The organism is Psychrobacter aestuarii, from assembly GCF_904846035.1.
GTDB lineage: Bacteria > Pseudomonadota > Gammaproteobacteria > Pseudomonadales > Moraxellaceae > Psychrobacter > Psychrobacter aestuarii.
On sequence record NZ_CAJGYT010000001.1, the window covers coordinates 1,062,816 to 1,079,713 of the forward strand.

A 16,898-nucleotide genomic window follows, 5' to 3' on the forward strand; every position below is an offset into this window, starting at 1 on the left:
TAGCTACAAAGTGTTTGGGCGGCTAGTATAACATCATTGTTCGTTATATTTATGAAATTACGCAATTATCTGTCCACATAACCAAAAAAAAGCCGCCATAATGGCAGCTTTTTTTGTAAACTAAACGGTTTTCCTAATACTCATAAGAGTAGATTATTGGATAACCATGTCTTTAGTTTGGTCAACAGTCATGGTTTTGTCACCAGTGATGATGGCGTATACACGACGGTTCATTGCACGACCTTCTTCAGTATCGTTTGGTGCGATTGGGCGGTCATAGCCGTAACCGATAGTTGATAGACGGTTTGGTGCAACACCAAATTCGTTAGTCAACATTGATTTCACAGCCATTGCACGCGCTTCTGATAGACGCTGGTTGTAACGTGCTGATGGGCCAGTTTTTGAAGCGTGACCTTCGATACGCGCTGTAGAGTTTGGATACTCACGCATCTTCTCTGCTACTTTAGCGATTTCAGGCTGGTACTGGCTCTTGATGACTGATTTGTCATTGTCAAAGAATACGCGCAGTTCCATTTTTAGCTCGTCAGTAACGTCGACAGTGATTGGGCAGCCGCGCTCGTCAACAACCTTGTTCATTGGGGTGTTCGGGCATTGATCCATGCTGTCGTATACGCCGTCGCCGTCAGAATCCATGTCTTCGTCGATTGGGTCAACGTCGATAACTGGCGTTTCAACTACTTCTGGCTCTTCCATTGGTGGTACAGCAACGGTAGGTGCTAAGTGACCACCTAGTACAACTTCTAGACCTGCTAGAGCCATACCTTCCCACCAGTTTTGGTCGAAGTTGTGAATTGCACGCGCTTCACCACGTAGGCTTAGTGCGTCGTTGATGCGGTACATAGCACCTAGACCTAGGTTACCGATAGTGTCGGTAGATTCAGATACTAGAGTACCTGCTGGCACTACTTGACCTTGCTGGTTGGCTTCAGTGGTGTTGGTAATAGGAAGTGCGTCTTGGTTTTCGATTTCAATCTTAGAGCGACCAGCACCAACCAATACATATGGTTTTAGTGCGCTGTCAGTGTAGCCTGTGAACTCTTCAGTACCGATCAAGAAGTTACCAGAGATGGTTTCTTGCTCAACGTCAAATTCCATATCAGTGTTTTCGCTGACGCCGTCAGTATTTGACACGCCGTATTCAACTTGGAACTGAGTTGATGGAGTTAGCTCAACACCTAGCGCTGCGCCAGTGTATAGGCCGTTTTCTTTATAGATACCGTCGTTACGCGCTTCGCCTGGGGCAGAAGTGTCGTAGCCGCTTTTGAACAAGTCATTTTGCTCGTCGTCAGCGCCTTCGCTGTAATGATAGCCAAGTAATAGTGGGCTGATGGTTACGCCAGCATTTGCTGATAGTGGTGCAGCTGCAACAGCCAATAAGGCGATAGCAATTTTGTTAAGTTTCATGAAACTTCCTCCAAAGGATGATTTAAGTAATGCGTCAGAAAAGACTACATTCTAAATGACATAATTAAACATTTTTTATCAATGTGTAATCGTACAACAAAACCAATTAGAAAGTAGCTTATCGACTATCAATTCAGTTTACAACTTTTTTTGTAAGGCAGCTACACAATATTACACGACAGCGTTAGAAGCAGAACGTATTGATATACATTTGTGAATGGTTGTTAACAACCCTTGCACGCTTGTACATTTCTTGCTTTACGCTGCAATAAACCGTAAGCACGACTTACTCTTGTTTTGCTGATTCTAATACAGAAGCATTTTTTTCTCTATCCTTTACAAGCCAAATTCACCAATTAAAACATTTTTTGACATTCGTGCTATATTTCGTTTATATTCACATAGCAAACATTATTTTACTAAAAAAATTTAGTGTATCTACATAACAAATTTTCTTTTTGTAGCCTAATTTCAATATCAGAGCTATAAACCGGTAAAAATGTGTTGTTTATTGACTATTTATCTTTAAATTTTTATATCTGTGATACTTGCCATGTCATCGCTATCAAAATATTTACGCTTGTTTTTCATATCAATAGAATACTTTTGCCGTCTATTTTATGCAGCACGAGCAAAAAAATTGCTTATTCGTAGAAACATTCAGTTGCATCGAATTGCTTCGTTACAATCTGGATTCACACTTATTGAGATGTTAGTGACAGTGAGCGTGTTCACGATACTCGCTGTCATAGCCACTCCTTTTGTAACAGATATGTTCGCGGCGCAAGAGGGTAAGGGCGTACGTAAAACGATTGAAAACAGCATAAAAGAGGCAAAAATTGAGAGCTTGTCTTTACGCCATGACGTTTTGCTGTGTTTGGCTGATGCCTCAGGCAGCTGTCACAAAGATGGCTCAGAGAAGCTTTTACTATTTATTGATAATAACGATGACGAAAACTACAGCGTGGCCAGTGACACACTGGTCAGAGAATACAGCCTGCTGCCAAAATATGGCACCATGCATTTGCGCGCGGCCAATCGACATTACGTTCTGTTTCAAGCGGACAGCGGCACGCCTCGCGGATATATGGGGCACATCAAATACTGCCCGCTTGCCAACTACCGCCAGCAAAAATACAAAGTCTCTTTTAATATGGTAGGTATTGCCACGTATAAACCTGATTCGGTAGCAGAGCCGACAGACTGTACATGACCTATACAACGTGGCTGCCTCATTTGCCGCCAGTCACGTTGTATATATCTGTCAGCCATGCACATCTCAACAAAAAGACCGCTGCTCGTAGGTATACCAGCAGCGGTCTTTGGCATTAAGAATACAGTTACTGCTGCATGGCGGCTTTCATTAAAGCAACTGCACGAGGCAGGCCGACAAACACCGCATCAGCAATCAAGGCGTGACCGATATTTAACTCGTAAATCCCGTCAATGCGTGCAATTGCAGCCACATTGTCTTGGGTCAACCCATGCCCTGCATTAACAATCAGTTCTGGCGCTTGGGCTTTTGCAAAACTCACGGCGTGACGGATACGCTCAAGCTCGGCAGCTTCGGAATCCTTATCTTTTGCGAGGCCAAACTCTGCATACGCACCAGTATGCAGCTCAATCGCGTGCGCGCCGCAATCAATCGCCGCCTGAATTTGTGTCTCATCAGGGTCGATGAATAACGACACTTTGATACCCGATTGCGCCAGCTTGTCGATATAGGGTGTCAGCCATGCCACTTGACCTGCGACATTTAGACCGCCTTCTGTGGTCAGCTCCTCGCGCTTTTCAGGGACGAGGCACACCCAATATGGGCGCACTTCTAAAGCGATGCCCAGCATCTCTTCGGTAGCAGCCATCTCTAGATTCAGGCGTGTGGTGAGCTGCTCAGCAATAGCATACACGTCCGCATCTTGAATATGGCGGCGGTCTTCACGCAAGTGAATGGTGATACCATCCGCGCCCGCTTCTTCACACAGTAAGGCGGCAGCAAGTGGGCTTGGGTAAGCCACCCCGCGCGCTTGGCGCAATGTCGCCACGTGGTCAATATTCACCCCAAGTAAAGGTCTGGATGCCTCTGTACTCATGATATTCTCCTTATTGTTCTTGTCTTATCCATCGCATCAGTCATGCGTCTGCTGATAGCGCTGCTGCTGCTGCCACAGTAGGCGGCTTTGTAGCGGTTGATGCTCAAGCAAATGATCAATCAGCAATCGATACAGCCGCGACCATGCACCAACGGTACTGGCAGCAATACCTGTCGCCGCCATATCTAAAATGGTCTGCCCCAAAAACACGTCCTGACGACTCAAAAACTCAGACTCGCTATCAGCAGGCACAGACTGCCAGCCAATATCTGCGATAAACTGATAGTATTTTTGACCTTCAATCACCGCTTGGGTATGGTCTTGTTGAAGCGAAAGCGCAAAGCCCAAATGCATAAACAGCGCTTGCTCAAAACGGCGTAGGAGACATTTGAGCGAGACCGCATCTACTGGATGGGCAAGCTGCTGTAGGCTGTCTTGATAGGCGTGCCATAACTCAGGCATTGGGTCTTCGACGGGCAGCAAGCGCCACAGTATCTCGTTAAGATACAGCGCGGCGTATTGCTGCTGACCTTGGATACTTTGATATCTGGCGGGCGTTTCTAAGGTAGGGGCAATATTGATTTGAGAGAAGGTTTTAAGCTCACGCTTGCCTGTGGCAAACAGCTGCAATCCTGTAAATAACGGTGCACCTTTTTTACCCACCCCATGCACTACGCCATGTTCTTTAGAAAACAGACAGTATAGGGCGCGCTTTTCTTGATAAGAGCGCTGATGCAATAAGTATCCAGTCAGTGATTCGTTACGCATAGCGACTCTTTTATAATAATGGGCAGTTAAACCATAGCTGCGCCTATGTAAGCGCAGCCCAGTCAGTCTATGCCCTAAGCATTAATAGCCCAAACTGGTCAATGCGCGCTCATCATCTGACCAGCCGCGTTTGACCTTCACCCACAGGGTCAGCATGACTTTTTTGTCAAACAGCTGCTCCATATCTTTACGCGCATCCATGCCCACTTGTTTGATACGCTGTCCTTTTTCGCCGATGACGATGGCTTTTTGCCCACTGCGCTCGACATAGATGGTCGCATCGATAAAGGTACATGCTTTGCGGCGGCGACCAGTTTTTGGGTCGGTGTGCGCCGCTTCGTCTTTAAACTCATCAATCTGTACGGTCAAATCATACGGCACTTCATCGCCTGCACTGCGCATGATTTTTTCACGGATGATTTCACTGGCTAAGAAACGCTCTGAGCGGTCGGTGATTTGCTCAGTATCATAAATCGGCGCGGCCAATGGCAGATGTGAGGCGATGACCTGCTGCAGGCGCTCAAGGTTTTGGTTTTTCAGCGCAGAAACGGGCACGATATCAGCAAAATCAAAGCTGTCATTAAAGGTTTCAATAAGCGGCAAAATGCTGCCTTTGTCTTTGATGGTATCGGCTTTGTTAATCACGAGCACCACGGTCAAATTGGTCTCGCCCAGCTTTTGCAAAGTCAATAAATCATCGTCGCGCCACTGATCAGAATCGACCACGAACAACACCAAATCCACATCAACAAGCGCTGATACCGCAGCCTTGTTCATACGCTCATTAATTGCGCGCACTTCGTTGTGGTGAATCCCTGGGGTGTCGACAAACACCGCCTGCATCTCATCATTAGACAAAATGCCATGAATGCGGTGGCGCGTGGTTTGTGGTTTGCGTGAGGTGATAGACAGTTTTTGCCCAAGCAGGTGGTTCATAAGGGTCGATTTGCCCACATTGGGACGACCAACAATCGCGACATAGCCTGCTTTAAAATCTTCTGCCAAGGCCTTTTTACCACTGGGCGCAAAAAAAGCATCAATGGCGTTGTCTGTATCTGTATCAGTGTCGATGGTAGCGTCAGACACTGGCGCATTATCCGTTGACATCTCTAGCGCGTCGGTCGCGTGGGTATCAGCAGATGGGTCGTTTTGGTTGCTCATGGGTCAATCCTATGGCGGTATGCAAGCAGCGCGATGCTTAATCTAAGGGGGTCAGCGCTGTCTAAAACCTATAAAAATAGCGAAAAATAAAGGGTGGCGATATATAAAGTATAAAGACGGCTTAGGGGCGCTTTTTGTTGGCGCTTGGCAGCTTATGCAATTGATTGATCATCAGTTCAGCGGCTTTTTGCTCAGCAATACGGCGGCTCTCCCCCGACTCAACGATATCAGGACAACCTTTAATGTTCACCTGACAGCGTACCACAAAAATTTGGTGCGGCGCGTTGCCTTGCGTCTCGACCAGCTCATAGTTCGGCAAATCAAACTGCTTGGACTGTAGCCATTCTTGCAAGCGACTTTTGGCGTCTTTGAGCATTTTTTGGTTGTTGACATTGTCGATTAAGTCGCCATACCAAGACAGCACGCAGCTGCGCGTCACTTCAATGTCTTGACTGTCTAAATAAATAGCGCCAAGCAAAGACTCGACCGCATCGGCCAAGATAGAGGCACGATTACGCCCGCCGCCTTTGCGTTCACCCACACCCAAAATCAGATGGTTAGACAATTCAAGCTTTTGTGCGATGGTCACTAGCGACTCTTGGCGTACCAAGGTCGCGCGCATCCGCGTTAGGCGACCTTCATTCTGAGTGGGGTAACGATGGTATAAGGCCTCACCGACAATCATGCCGAGCAGCGCATCACCTAAGAACTCTAAACGCTCGTAGTTTTTTTTGCTGTCAAAGGAGCGGTGGGTCAATGCCAATCGTGGCAAACTTGGGTCTTTAAAGACATAACCCAATTTGCGCGTCAACACCGCCAGACGCTGTAAAAAATCAGCGCTGACAGGCACTACCTCGGTAGCAAGATCATGTTTGTTGGTAGCGGACGTCGCTTTGTATTGGGGTACAGTTGGTTTCATGCGTTGCTTTTTGGCTATCCTATATGGTTCGCAGTAGGTAATGGTCGTCTATGGCCGGCAGTCACTATCTGCATCGCTACAGATAATGGCACAAATGCTTTTGCGATGTATCAATGAATTGTTGCGTCCCTTTTGCAGATTTGCTACGCCATCAAAGGCATAAACAAACAGCATATAGGCGCGGTACGTGTGCTGCGTGTGGTGTGCGATTGCCGTACGGTAGTCAGTTTTGTGTATTATTCTGCAGGTTTGGGGGTGATGTCGCCTTCAAAACGGTTCACAATGTCCACATTACCAAAAAAGTTGTGTGTCACTTCGTATTTTTTATGAATGGCAAGCTGCCCTGCTTTTTTATCCGTAAATGTAAATAATTCTTCAGCCTCAGTGTCATAGTCGGCATTGATGCTCAGCTGTTTGTTGAGCTTGTCCACAAACGCTTTATCACTCAGACGTGCTTGGTTCGCGTCATGCAGCTCCGTCTCTAACAGCTTTGTGGTCTGATAATCGCCGATTTGCGCAGGCAAAATCGCCGCCAGCAACTTACCTGCCACCACCAGTCCAATGACTAAAAATATCACACCCGTAACGCTGGCACCGCGCTGTGCTGATAGGCTGGTGGATAGATGGTTCATGACAGCTCCTCGTCATTCAATCACAAGCGCGTCTTGATAGACGGCGTTTCAGTTATGCTTAATATAACGTCTCTTTTGCGTAAAGTACAAGCAGACCGTATGAAAAACACGGCATCAGTTAATGGTACCATTGCGGCTAAAGGTCGGTAGCGTCAAGCCTGCAGGTTTGTGCATCCAGACATACACCGCTTTACCCGCCAAATTCTCATCGGGTACAAAGCCCCAAAAACGCCCATCAGCACTGCGGTCGCGGTTGTCACCCATCATAAAGTACTCGCCTTCAGGCACCGTGATTTGCCACTGCTTGCCCTGTGAGCTGACCACTTCAGGCGACTGCGACTGCAAGAATGGTCCGTATTGTGAGCTGTTCATGCCCGCGATATAGCGCACCAAATGCTGATGCTCGCCTTGGGTCTCTTGCAGATACTGGGCATCCACTTCTTCTGACTCGCCCATTTCTTTGGCTTGCTGCTCATCAAACACTTGCCCTGGTGCCACTTCGCCTGGCGCGTACAGCTGAGACGTCAGCTCAGGGTCTGGGGTAAAGTTTGCTACTTCTGTAGGTACAGGCGTGCCGTTGATAGACAGTTGACCATTGTCAAAGCTGACCGTATCGCCAGGCAAACCTATCAAACGCTTGATATAATAAATGTTGGGGTTTTCAGGGTAGCGAAACACCACCACATCGCCGCGTTCAGGGCTGCCTGTGTCGATGACTTTATTATACGTCAGCGGCAAGCGCACGCCATAGGCGTATTTGTTCACAGCGATAAAGTCGCCCGTGTACAAGGTCGGTACCATAGACGATGAGGGGATATTAAACGGCTCAATCAAAAAAGAGCGTACGATTAACACCACCGCCAATACGGGAAAAAAGTCATAAGCCCAGCGTATGAAAATGCTCTCTTGACCGCGTCCGCGTGTTTTACGCTGCTTGAGCGCCACTTTATCAATCAGCCAGATAACCCCCAATACCAAGGTCAAGGGCACCAAAATCAAGTTAAAATCGAAATCCATACTCAGCTACCTATCCGCGCACGTCGCATTGCGGCTTGTTTGCAAATGACAATCGATCAATTGTCGACCTGTAATACGGCAAGGAAGGCCTCTTGTGGAATCTCCACGCTACCCACTTGCTTCATGCGCTTTTTGCCTTCTTTTTGCTTAGACAGCAGCTTTTTCTTACGTGAGACGTCACCGCCATAACATTTTGCCAATACGTCTTTACGCATGGCTTTAACGGTGCTGCGACCAATGATTTGGCTACCAATCGCCGCCTGAATCGCCACATCAAACATCTGACGTGGAATCAGCTCTTTCATCTTCGTGACCAGCTGATTGCCGCGATAGCGCGCTTGCTCTTGGTGACAAATCATCGCGAGCGCATCGACTTTTTCGCCATTAATCAACACGTCAACCTTGACCAACTTGTCAGTCTGGTAACGCTCAAAATTATAATCGAGCGACGCAAAACCGCGAGATACCGATTTTAGACGGTCAAAGAAGTCCATGACCACCTCGCCCATCGGAATATCAAAAATCAGCTGCACTTGCTTGCCCATAAAGCGCATGTCCACCTGTACGCCGCGGCGCTCGATGCACAGCGTCATCACGTTGCCCAAATAGTCTTGTGGCACAAGGATATGACAGCGGGCAATCGGCTCGCGGAAGGCTTCGATATTGTTTGGCTCAGGCAGCTTTGAGGGGTTATCGATATACAGCGTCTCGCCGCTTTTCTTTTCAATCTCGTAAATGACGGATGGCGCGGTGGTGATTAGATCCAAGTTGTATTCGCGCTCTAGACGCTCTTGGATAATCTCCATGTGCAGCATTCCAAGGAAGCCGCAGCGGAAACCAAAGCCTAGGGCGTCTGAGGTGTCTGGCTCAAAGAATAGCGCCGCGTCGTTGATTTGCAATTTTTGCAGCGCTTCACGGAACTTTTCAAAGTCGTTTGAATCTACAGGGAACATACCTGCATAGACCTGCGGCGTGATTTGTTTAAATCCTGGAATGCGCTCAACGTCTGGGGTCTTAGCATGGGTGATGGTATCGCCCACAGGTGCGCCAGCAATGTCTTTGATACCTGCGATAATAAAGCCGACTTCGCCCGCTTCTAAAATACCCGTGTCTAGCGGCTTGGGGGTAAACACACCGATGGCGCTGACAGGGTGCGCTTCTTTGGTCGATTTGATATAAATCTTGTCGCCTTGCTTGACGGTTCCTTCACGCACACGTACCAAGGACACCACGCCCAAATAGTTGTCAAACCATGAGTCGATAATCAATGCTTGTAGCGGCGCATCACGGTCGCCTTCTGGGGCTGGGATATACTCCACCAATGCCTCAAGCAGCTTATCCACGCCAAGACCTGACTTTGCCGATACGCGCGGCGCGTCTACCGCTTCAATACCGATGATGTCTTCAATCTCTTGAATCACGCGCTCAGGCTCAACTTGTGGCAAGTCGATTTTGTTCAAAACCGCCATCACCTCAAGACCTTGGTCCACCGCAGTATAGCAGTTGGCAACCGATTGCGCCTCAACGCCTTGCGCGGCGTCAACGACCAACAACGCGCCTTCACACGCTGCCAGTGAGCGCGAGACTTCGTATGAGAAATCCACGTGTCCTGGGGTGTCAATAAAGTTGAGCTGATAGCGCTCGCCGTTTGGGTGGTCGTAATACAGCGTGACCGATTGCGCCTTGATGGTAATACCGCGCTCGCGCTCAATATCCATCGAGTCGAGCACCTGCGCTTGCATCTCGCGGTCTTGCAGCGCACCACACATTTGAATAAAACGGTCAGCCAAGGTCGACTTGCCGTGGTCAATATGGGCAATGATAGAAAAGTTACGAATGTTAGCTAGTGCAGTCACAAAGCGCCTACTAAATCATGGTGATTAAAGAATCATCGTGGAAAATAAAATATCAGTCGTGTTGTATCGCCCAAAACACCGATTTGGCCGCTGTTTGCCTGCCCAAGACGGTGCGTCTGTTGTGGCGGCAGCGATGAGAAACACGTGACCGTATTCTAGCAGCTTTCGGCTATAAAGTAAGGCGAATTTATCAAGGCGCTATATATTGCCTGCAAAAGGGGCGCACGCTGGCTGGTCTGCTGCGCAGGAGACAAACCTGCCCTAAAAGACGCGGCAGCTTTGCTTCTCATAAAGAGAACCCGCCACCTTGATAACGGCTGTGCCTGATTGTTGGACAAAAAAAAACCAATCTCGAAGGATTGGCTCTTTTTAGCACGAAAGTGCGGAATATGGTGGCGATGGAGAGACTTGAACTCTCGACCTCACGATTATGAGTCGTGCGCTCTAACCAGCTGAGCTACATCGCCATTTGAGGCTCAGTATTATGCCCAAGCAGTGACCTATCGTCAACCCCTGAGCCATACTTTTTTTACACCTTTTTTAAAAAAAGGTCATTTTTTTTCATGACCTGCTATATCCATGCCCAAAGGACAAGGCGACAGCAAAAATAATCTTGGTAAACCGATAAGCCGGGTTCTGTCGTGGGCAATCATTCATCTAGGCGTATCGTCGCCAATACGCTCAAGCAACCTACCCGCATCGAACGCGGGCCGCGCCATGCCGATGCCTATTTGGTCTTGCTACGCGTGGAGTTTACCCTGCCGTGAACTGTTACCAGACACGCGGTGCGCTCTTACCGCACCCTTTCACCCTTACCGATGATGCCAAAGGCAATCACAGGCGGTCTGCTCTCTGCTGCACTGGTCGTCAAGTTACCCTGCCCAGCCGTTAGCTGGCACGCTGCCCTATGTAGCCCGGACTTTCCTCCTCCACTTGTCTGTTGCCAGCAAGTAGCGGCGATTGCCTAGTCTACCAAGCGCGCTAGTATAGCAAACCCTAATGGCTGTGGGAACCGCCTTTTTGGCTTATTTTTACGCCTTGTATCAGCGTGATAAAAAGTCTTGCGGCAGTGCTGGCAGCAGGTATTCAGACGCGGCAGAGTCAGGCGATTGTGCCTTATCCGCAGACAGAGCGAGCCAATGCGTGCTAGGGTAATGCGTCTTTAGGTAATGCTGTAGATAGTCGATGCTGCTGGCAGCAATCTGCGCGTCGTCATCGTGGATGTGATTGTAAATCACGCTGTGTACGACAAGACCGCGCTGTTTTATTGCCTCAAGGCTAAGCAGCGTATGGTTGATGCTGCCCAGCCGTCCTGAGGTCACGAGTACCACAGGATAGCCTTGCTCGGCGATATAGTCTAGGCTCAGTAAGTCTTCGGTAATCGGCACCAGCAGCCCGCCTGCGCCCTCTAATAAGATAACCTCGTAGTCCTTCGCCAGCTTATCGGTCGCCTCGCTGACAAGGCGCATGTCTGGCGTCTGCCCTGATAAGGCGGCGGCCAGATGCGGGGAGGCAGGCTTGGTATAACGGTAAGGACAGGTGGTGTGGTCTGTATCGCAAGGCTGCACCTCTATACCCATCAACTGGCGGTGAGTCAGAATATCCTCAGCAATCGCCGCTTGCTCAACGCCCGTTTGTATCAGCTTTTGCGTGATGACCTTGACGCCTTGGTCTTGAAGGGCGCGGGCAAGCATGCCTGTGGCGTAGGTTTTACCGATTTCGGTATCGATGCCTGAGATGAATAAAACGCGCATAAGGCTCCTATGCTCTAATCGGTTGGACAAAGGGGGTTGGCGGGTCATGCACTACCAGCAGCAGTGCATGCTTGTAGTTCCGCGCCCGTCATTATTCAGATGTCAGATAATGTTGCAGCACTGTCAGTAGCGCGCTACACAGTGTCTTTAGCTCATCATCGCTGATGACATAGGGCGGCATGATATACACCAGTCGACCGAATGGACGCACCCAAATGCCCGCTTCAAGCAGCAATGCCTGAAACGTCGGCATATCGACCGCATCTACCAGCTCAATCACTGCCACGGCACCCAAGCAGCGCACTTCTTTTACCCCTACCAAGTCCTTAGCAGGCGCAAGCATATCCGCCATCAGCTGCTGCATGTGGGCAGTGCGGGTCGGGATGTCATACGAGACAATCAAATCCACCGAGGCGCACGCCACCGCGCACGCTAAAGGATTGCCCATAAAGGTCGGACCGTGCATCAAGGCAGGATAGTCGCTCTGTCCAATGGTATCCGCTACGTGACGCGTACAAAGGGTCGCGGCAAAGCTCATATAGCCGCCCGTCAGCGCCTTGCCAATGGTCATAATATCAGGGCAAATATCGGCATGCTCACAGGCAAACAGCTTGCCACTGCGACCAAAGCCTGTGGCAATCTCATCAGCAATCAGTAGCACGCCGTAGTCATCGCACAGCTGGCGCACAAGCTGCAAATACTTAGGGCTATAAAAGCGCATCCCGCCAGCGCCCTGAATAATCGGCTCAATAATAAACGCTGCTAAATCAGCCCCCTGCTCGGCAAAAAACGCCGTGACTTGCTCGCGCTCCGCCGTCTCTAACGGACGCGAAAAGCCGAGCGGCGGCGCATCAATAAAATGCTGCATCGGCAGCTGACGACCGTATAGGCTGTGCATGCCCGTTACAGGGTCGCAGACGCTCATCGCGTGCCACGTATCACCGTAATAGCCTGAGCGCGTGGAGGCAAATTGTTTTTTGTGCCCATAGCCTCTGGCAATTTGGTATTGCAATGCCATCTTCAGCGCCACTTCAACGGCGATGCTGCCACTATCGGCATAAAAAATTGCATCAAGTCCAGCGGGCACAATGTCCAATAATTTTTTGCCCAAATCAATCGCAGGCTGATGCGTCAGACCGCCAAACATCACATGCGCCATCTTATCGAGCTGCGCGCGTATCGCAGCATTAAGCACAGGATGATTGTAGCCATGCACGCTCGCCCACCACGACGACATACCATCAATCAGGCGCGTGCCGTCTTGGGTGATGATATACACCCCTTCGGCGCGGTCAATCACCAAATTAGGATAGGCAGGCGGCAAGCTGGCATACGGATGCCATAGATGCTGTTGGTCAAAGTCGTCGGTATTGTTTAGCAGTGGTTGCTCAGATGGGAATGAGGACATAACAGGTTCCTATCAGGCGCCCTTATTTTTGATGCATACAGATAAGAGACAACGCTGTATAGAGGATAAAAAAGAGGTGCAGGTAGCGGCATCATCAACAACACCGCCCTTTTTGCTTGGTATCAAACAGTTTTAAAAAACGTATTACTGCCCCGTCAAGCGCTTGTATTTTGCCAATAAATCGCCTTCGCTCTCGACGTGATTGGGGTCTTTGGGGATACAATCGACAGGGCAAATCACCACGCACTGCGGCTCATCAAAATGCCCGACGCATTCGGTACACAAATCAGGATTGATGACATAGATGTCTTCGCCCTCTGAGATGGCCTCATTGGGGCAGGCAGGCTCGCAGACATCGCAGTTGATGCACTCATCGGTAATCAATAGTGCCATGACAGCTCCTTAGGATAAAATGCTAGCCCAGCTTGTGGGCAAAGGCGCGCGACACACACGGCGGCACAAACTTGGTGACATCGCCGCCCAATTTGGCAATCTCGCGAATCATGGTCGAGGAGATAAAGGAATAGTTTTGTGAGGGCGTCAAAAACACCGCCTCAAAATGCTCATCCAGCTCGCGATTCATGTTTGCCAATTGAAACTCATATTCAAAATCCGACATCGCCCGCAGTCCACGCAGCACCGCTGTGGCGTTTTTTTCGCGCATAAAGTCCACAAGTAAGCCCTCAAAACCGACGACGGAGACTTGCGGTAAATCAGCAAACACCGTCTCGACCAGCGCCACGCGCTCTTCAAAATTAAACAGCGGCTTTTTGTGGTGCCCAAGCGCCACCGCAATCACCACCTCGTCGAACAGCTTACACGCGCGCGTCACCAAATCCACATGACCATTGGTAATGGGGTCAAAGGTGCCAGGATACAAAACTTTGGTAGGCTGCGGGGTCGTTGGGGTCATAAGCGGCTGTCAGGTCGGTGGATATCAGTGCGTATGCTAGCAAATTTTAGCCACTTTTAATACTCATCCGCTACATTTGTGCCCCCTATCGTCATACACAATGGGCGCAGGCTTTGTTACAATGCGGGTTCGACTTATTCACGTGCGCGCCTTGTGTCATCAAGGCTCAGCACTGACTAAGGATAGGCAACAACGAGGACACCATGTCAAAAAAATCTAAAAAACCAGACAATCAAATCTGCGCCAATAAAAAAGCGCGGCACGAATACTTTATCGAAGAGACCTTTGAAGCGGGCATTTCCTTGCAAGGTTGGGAAGTCAAAGCCATCCGCGCAGGCAAAATGAGCATCACGGAGGCTTATATCATCTTGCGTGATGGCGAGGCGTTTTTGTTCGGCTCGCACATTCAGCCGCTGCTCTCAAGCTCGACGCACATCAGCCCTGACAACATCCGCACACGCAAGCTACTCCTTAACCGCCGCGAGATTGACACTCTATACGGTGCGGTCAATCAAAAAGGCTACGCCTGCGTGCCGCTGTCCTGCTACTGGAAGCGCTCGCTGGTCAAGTGCCAAATCGCGCTTGCCAAAGGTAAAAAACTGCACGACAAACGCAAAACTACCAAAGACCGCGACTGGGAACGTGACAAAGAGCGCGGCTTTAAACAGCATATGGACTAATTGTCCGCTATGGATTGTTGATATACAAAAAAGCGGCGGCGCTACGCTCAGCACCGCCGCTTTTTTATTTGATATTTTTTGCTTAATTTTTTTATTTAAGACTGTTTTACTCAAGACAGCTTAAAACAGCTGCTCAACCACCGCGTTGGGGTGCTCCGCCTTGGCTGCCTCTGCCACTTGATAAAACATATCGTCCGCTGCCACAGGACCTTCGACATCGCACAAACACACATAAGCGAGCTGTACGATGTTGTTTAACAGATGCGCGTCGTTCGGCACGGTCGGGCATCTATTGTCTAAAAACGCCGTTATCTCTATATGATGCCCTCTAAAGGTGCGCTCTTTTGCTACCGTTTGGTGCAGTATGGCAAACAGCTGCTCAGCGCTTGTGTCATCAAGCTGCGCACGCAAACTGAGCATCACACTATAAAACGCCTTGACCAAAGCACTGACGCTCGCCTGCTGATTTGTGAGAGCTGACGCGCTTGACCCTTCCTCATCGTGTGAGGCTTCTGTATGCAAGGTCGCGGTCCAAAATGCCTTACGGATATCGGACTTGTAGCGCTTGAGCTTGGGATACTGCGTGGTGGTGTCCATGACGCATTGCTGAATCATCTTAACAGAGACTGTCGAATGCTGCTGCCATGCGGCGGTAAGCTGCGCAATCTCTTCGCGCTCAAGGTACGGTTTGAGTACCGAAGCCATTGACGATACGGTCTGTTTTACCGATGGTGTAGTGCCACTCATGCCCTCTCTCCTATAGATGACGCTCACTCAAGCCTTTGGCATCGAACAGCTGCTTTTGAAACTCAGGATAGCCAAGCTCGGCATGTTCGGTGTAATCCAGCCCGCGCTGCTCGTGCAGTCGGCTGGCTTTTAGCCCAAAGGTCACGTCAATCAGTTTGTACATCAGCAGACCCAAGCCCAGTCCCCAGACCAGCCCTGCGCCCGCGCCCATTGCCTGCACGCCCAAACGACTTAGGTTAAATAAGTCCCCTGAATAGAACAGCCCTGCCGCAAGCGTACCCCACACCCCGCCAAAACCATGTACGGCAACGGCGGAGACCACATCGTCAATCTGAAGCTTTAAAAGTAATTGCTTGCTGATGATATACACCCCAGACGCGACCATACCAATAATAATGGCAAACAGCGGTGTGGTCGTGGCGCAGCCTGCGGTAATCGCCACCAAGCCAATCAAACTCGCATTGATACTGTCGCTGAGCAAAATCGCTTTTTTCATTGAAAAACAAATCAGCGTATAGCACACCACCGCACTGACCGCCGCCATAAAGGTGTTCAGCGCAATCAGCCCAATATTGCCCGTGATAGACAGCGTCGAGCCTGCGTTAAAACCAAACCAACCGAACCATAAAATAAAGCCGCCGAGCGCGAGTAACGTCATATTGTGCCCCGCAATCAAGCGCGGCGTGCCATCAGGGGCAAACCGTCCCAAGCGTGGACCAATCACGATGATGCCCGCCAGCGCCAGCCAGCCGCCAATCGAATGCACCACCGTAGAGCCAGCAAAATCGACAAAACCGCGCTCAGCAAGCCAGCCTGCGCCGCCAAAATAACCGCCCCACGCCCAGCTGGCAAACACAGGATAAATAAACAAGCAAATCACGCAGGCGGCAATGGCATAGCCGACAAAGGACACCCGCTCCGCCATCGCGCCGCTGGCAATGGTGACCGCCGTCGCCGCAAACATCATCTGAAAGAACAAAATCGCCCACTCAAGATTAGACAGATTGGTCGGCATAAAGTGGTCGCTGCCAAAAAATCCCGTGTCGTTGTTGCCCATGAGTAGCCCAAAGCCCAGCAGATAAAAGCACAAGCCGCCGATACACATGTCGGTGTAGTTTTTCATCATCACATTAACCGCGTTTTTGGCGCGCACCGAGCCACTCTCTAATAAGGCAAAGCCCGCCTGCATAAAAAACACCAGCACCGCCGCCCAAATAATCCACGCAATATTTTGATACTCCAGCAGCTCAGTCACGCTCAGCACCGCTTCTGCCGCCTGCGCCTGCCCTATACCTACCAAGAGCAGCCCGCCCACGAGCATTGCCTTGATACCTGCGCCCATCGCGGTGCTTTGCTGTGTACTTGCTGCGCCGACACGCAATGAGGCTGGCAAAACACGACGGCAGTTACGCCCAAAAAAAGTTTGTTTCATTCCATTTACTCCAAACAATGCTGTTATCCAAAAATCCCCAAAATGGTGCGACGGAGGGTGTGTTGCCACCGCTATTGGTCGCGGGTCTATCAAAGC

At 49.8% G+C, this 16,898-nt stretch carries 16 protein-coding genes, 1 tRNA gene and 1 other RNA gene; 2 read left to right on the forward strand and 16 right to left on the reverse strand.

Annotated features, from left to right (window positions below):
- Window positions 1-153 precede the first annotated feature (153 nt).
- Window positions 154-1,425, reverse strand: coding sequence for an OmpA family protein (locus tag JMW05_RS04390; protein WP_201504164.1), 1,272 nt, complete (start codon window positions 1,423-1,425; stop codon window positions 154-156).
- Between the two features lie 553 nt (window positions 1,426-1,978).
- Between JMW05_RS04390 and JMW05_RS04395 the strand changes: the two genes are divergently transcribed.
- Window positions 1,979-2,638 carry a prepilin-type N-terminal cleavage/methylation domain-containing protein gene (locus tag JMW05_RS04395; protein ID WP_201504165.1) on the forward strand — a complete coding sequence of 220 codons (660 nt, stop codon included), beginning with the start codon at window positions 1,979-1,981 and terminating at the stop codon, window positions 2,636-2,638.
- A gap of 127 nt (window positions 2,639-2,765) precedes the next feature.
- Here JMW05_RS04395 and pdxJ read toward each other — a convergent pair whose 3' ends face one another.
- The 13 genes from pdxJ to coaD form a co-directional block, all read right to left on the reverse strand.
- Window positions 2,766-3,515 (reverse strand): pyridoxine 5'-phosphate synthase, encoded by a 750-nt coding sequence (gene pdxJ, locus JMW05_RS04400; RefSeq protein ID WP_201504166.1) that lies wholly within the window; start codon window positions 3,513-3,515, stop codon window positions 2,766-2,768.
- Window positions 3,516-3,551: 36 nt separating this feature from the next.
- Window positions 3,552-4,283, reverse strand: coding sequence for a DNA repair protein RecO (gene recO / locus JMW05_RS04405; RefSeq protein WP_201504167.1), 732 nt, complete (start codon window positions 4,281-4,283; stop codon window positions 3,552-3,554).
- Window positions 4,284-4,364: 81 nt separating this feature from the next.
- Window positions 4,365-5,390 carry a GTPase Era gene (era, locus tag JMW05_RS04410; protein ID WP_406947471.1) on the reverse strand — a complete coding sequence of 342 codons (1,026 nt, stop codon included), beginning with the start codon at window positions 5,388-5,390 and terminating at the stop codon, window positions 4,365-4,367.
- Window positions 5,391-5,565: 175 nt separating this feature from the next.
- The gene (rnc, locus tag JMW05_RS04415; RefSeq protein WP_201504168.1) at window positions 5,566-6,363 is read right to left on the reverse strand and encodes a ribonuclease III; all 798 of its coding nucleotides are present in this window, start codon (window positions 6,361-6,363) and stop codon (window positions 5,566-5,568) included.
- Between the two features lie 236 nt (window positions 6,364-6,599).
- Window positions 6,600-6,995 (reverse strand): DUF4845 domain-containing protein, encoded by a 396-nt coding sequence (locus JMW05_RS04420; RefSeq protein WP_201504169.1) that lies wholly within the window; start codon window positions 6,993-6,995, stop codon window positions 6,600-6,602.
- A 114-nt stretch (window positions 6,996-7,109) separates the two neighbouring features.
- Window positions 7,110-8,012, reverse strand: a complete 903-nt coding sequence (gene lepB, locus JMW05_RS04425) for a signal peptidase I (RefSeq protein ID WP_201504170.1) — start codon at window positions 8,010-8,012, stop codon at window positions 7,110-7,112.
- A 56-nt stretch (window positions 8,013-8,068) separates the two neighbouring features.
- Window positions 8,069-9,868, reverse strand: a complete 1,800-nt coding sequence (lepA, locus tag JMW05_RS04430; RefSeq protein ID WP_201504171.1) for a translation elongation factor 4 — start codon at window positions 9,866-9,868, stop codon at window positions 8,069-8,071.
- 390 nt (window positions 9,869-10,258) lie between these two features.
- Window positions 10,259-10,335: transfer RNA gene (locus tag JMW05_RS04435), tRNA-Met, on the reverse strand.
- 142 nt (window positions 10,336-10,477) lie between these two features.
- An RNA gene (rnpB, locus tag JMW05_RS04440) (RNase P RNA component class A) lies at window positions 10,478-10,844 on the reverse strand.
- Window positions 10,845-10,911: 67 nt separating this feature from the next.
- Window positions 10,912-11,622 (reverse strand): dethiobiotin synthase, encoded by a 711-nt coding sequence (gene bioD, locus JMW05_RS04445; RefSeq protein ID WP_201504172.1) that lies wholly within the window; start codon window positions 11,620-11,622, stop codon window positions 10,912-10,914.
- A gap of 91 nt (window positions 11,623-11,713) precedes the next feature.
- Window positions 11,714-13,030 carry an adenosylmethionine--8-amino-7-oxononanoate transaminase gene (bioA, locus tag JMW05_RS04450; RefSeq protein WP_201504173.1) on the reverse strand — a complete coding sequence of 439 codons (1,317 nt, stop codon included), beginning with the start codon at window positions 13,028-13,030 and terminating at the stop codon, window positions 11,714-11,716.
- Between the two features lie 144 nt (window positions 13,031-13,174).
- Window positions 13,175-13,423, reverse strand: coding sequence for a YfhL family 4Fe-4S dicluster ferredoxin (locus JMW05_RS04455; protein WP_201504174.1), 249 nt, complete (start codon window positions 13,421-13,423; stop codon window positions 13,175-13,177).
- A 22-nt stretch (window positions 13,424-13,445) separates the two neighbouring features.
- The gene (gene coaD, locus JMW05_RS04460) at window positions 13,446-13,943 is read right to left on the reverse strand and encodes a pantetheine-phosphate adenylyltransferase (protein ID WP_201504175.1); all 498 of its coding nucleotides are present in this window, start codon (window positions 13,941-13,943) and stop codon (window positions 13,446-13,448) included.
- Between the two features lie 203 nt (window positions 13,944-14,146).
- On the opposite strand from coaD, the gene smpB reads away from it, so the two are divergent.
- Entirely contained in the window at window positions 14,147-14,623 is a 477-nt protein-coding gene (gene smpB / locus JMW05_RS04465; protein WP_201504176.1) for an SsrA-binding protein SmpB, read from the forward strand.
- A gap of 120 nt (window positions 14,624-14,743) precedes the next feature.
- Here smpB and JMW05_RS04470 read toward each other — a convergent pair whose 3' ends face one another.
- Both JMW05_RS04470 and JMW05_RS04475 read right to left on the reverse strand, forming a co-directional pair.
- On the reverse strand, window positions 14,744-15,370 hold the full coding sequence (locus JMW05_RS04470; protein WP_201504177.1) for a hypothetical protein: 627 nt from the start codon (window positions 15,368-15,370) through the stop codon (window positions 14,744-14,746).
- Between the two features lie 10 nt (window positions 15,371-15,380).
- The gene (locus JMW05_RS04475) at window positions 15,381-16,700 is read right to left on the reverse strand and encodes an ammonium transporter (protein WP_227691541.1); all 1,320 of its coding nucleotides are present in this window, start codon (window positions 16,698-16,700) and stop codon (window positions 15,381-15,383) included.
- Window positions 16,701-16,898 lie beyond the last annotated feature (198 nt).

Excerpts from the sequence above, each read along its gene's own strand:
- JMW05_RS04390 (WP_201504164.1), bottom strand. The coding sequence starts at position 1,425 with ATGAAACTTAACAAAATTGCTATCGCCTTATTGGCTGTTGCAGCTGCA.
- JMW05_RS04395 (WP_201504165.1), top strand. The coding sequence starts at position 1,979 with ATGTCATCGCTATCAAAATATTTACGCTTGTTTTTCATATCAATAGAA.
- pdxJ (WP_201504166.1), bottom strand. The coding sequence starts at position 3,515 with ATGAGTACAGAGGCATCCAGACCTTTACTTGGGGTGAATATTGACCAC.
- recO (WP_201504167.1), bottom strand. The coding sequence starts at position 4,283 with ATGCGTAACGAATCACTGACTGGATACTTATTGCATCAGCGCTCTTAT.
- era (WP_406947471.1), bottom strand. The coding sequence starts at position 5,390 with ATGTCAACGGATAATGCGCCAGTGTCTGACGCTACCATCGACACTGAT.
- rnc (WP_201504168.1), bottom strand. The coding sequence starts at position 6,363 with ATGAAACCAACTGTACCCCAATACAAAGCGACGTCCGCTACCAACAAA.
- JMW05_RS04420 (WP_201504169.1), bottom strand. The coding sequence starts at position 6,995 with ATGAACCATCTATCCACCAGCCTATCAGCACAGCGCGGTGCCAGCGTT.
- lepB (WP_201504170.1), bottom strand. The coding sequence starts at position 8,012 with ATGGATTTCGATTTTAACTTGATTTTGGTGCCCTTGACCTTGGTATTG.
- bioD (WP_201504172.1), bottom strand. The coding sequence starts at position 11,622 with ATGCGCGTTTTATTCATCTCAGGCATCGATACCGAAATCGGTAAAACC.
- bioA (WP_201504173.1), bottom strand. The coding sequence starts at position 13,030 with ATGTCCTCATTCCCATCTGAGCAACCACTGCTAAACAATACCGACGAC.
- JMW05_RS04455 (WP_201504174.1), bottom strand. The coding sequence starts at position 13,423 with ATGGCACTATTGATTACCGATGAGTGCATCAACTGCGATGTCTGCGAG.
- coaD (WP_201504175.1), bottom strand. The coding sequence starts at position 13,943 with ATGACCCCAACGACCCCGCAGCCTACCAAAGTTTTGTATCCTGGCACC.
- smpB (WP_201504176.1), top strand. The coding sequence starts at position 14,147 with ATGTCAAAAAAATCTAAAAAACCAGACAATCAAATCTGCGCCAATAAA.
- JMW05_RS04470 (WP_201504177.1), bottom strand. The coding sequence starts at position 15,370 with ATGAGTGGCACTACACCATCGGTAAAACAGACCGTATCGTCAATGGCT.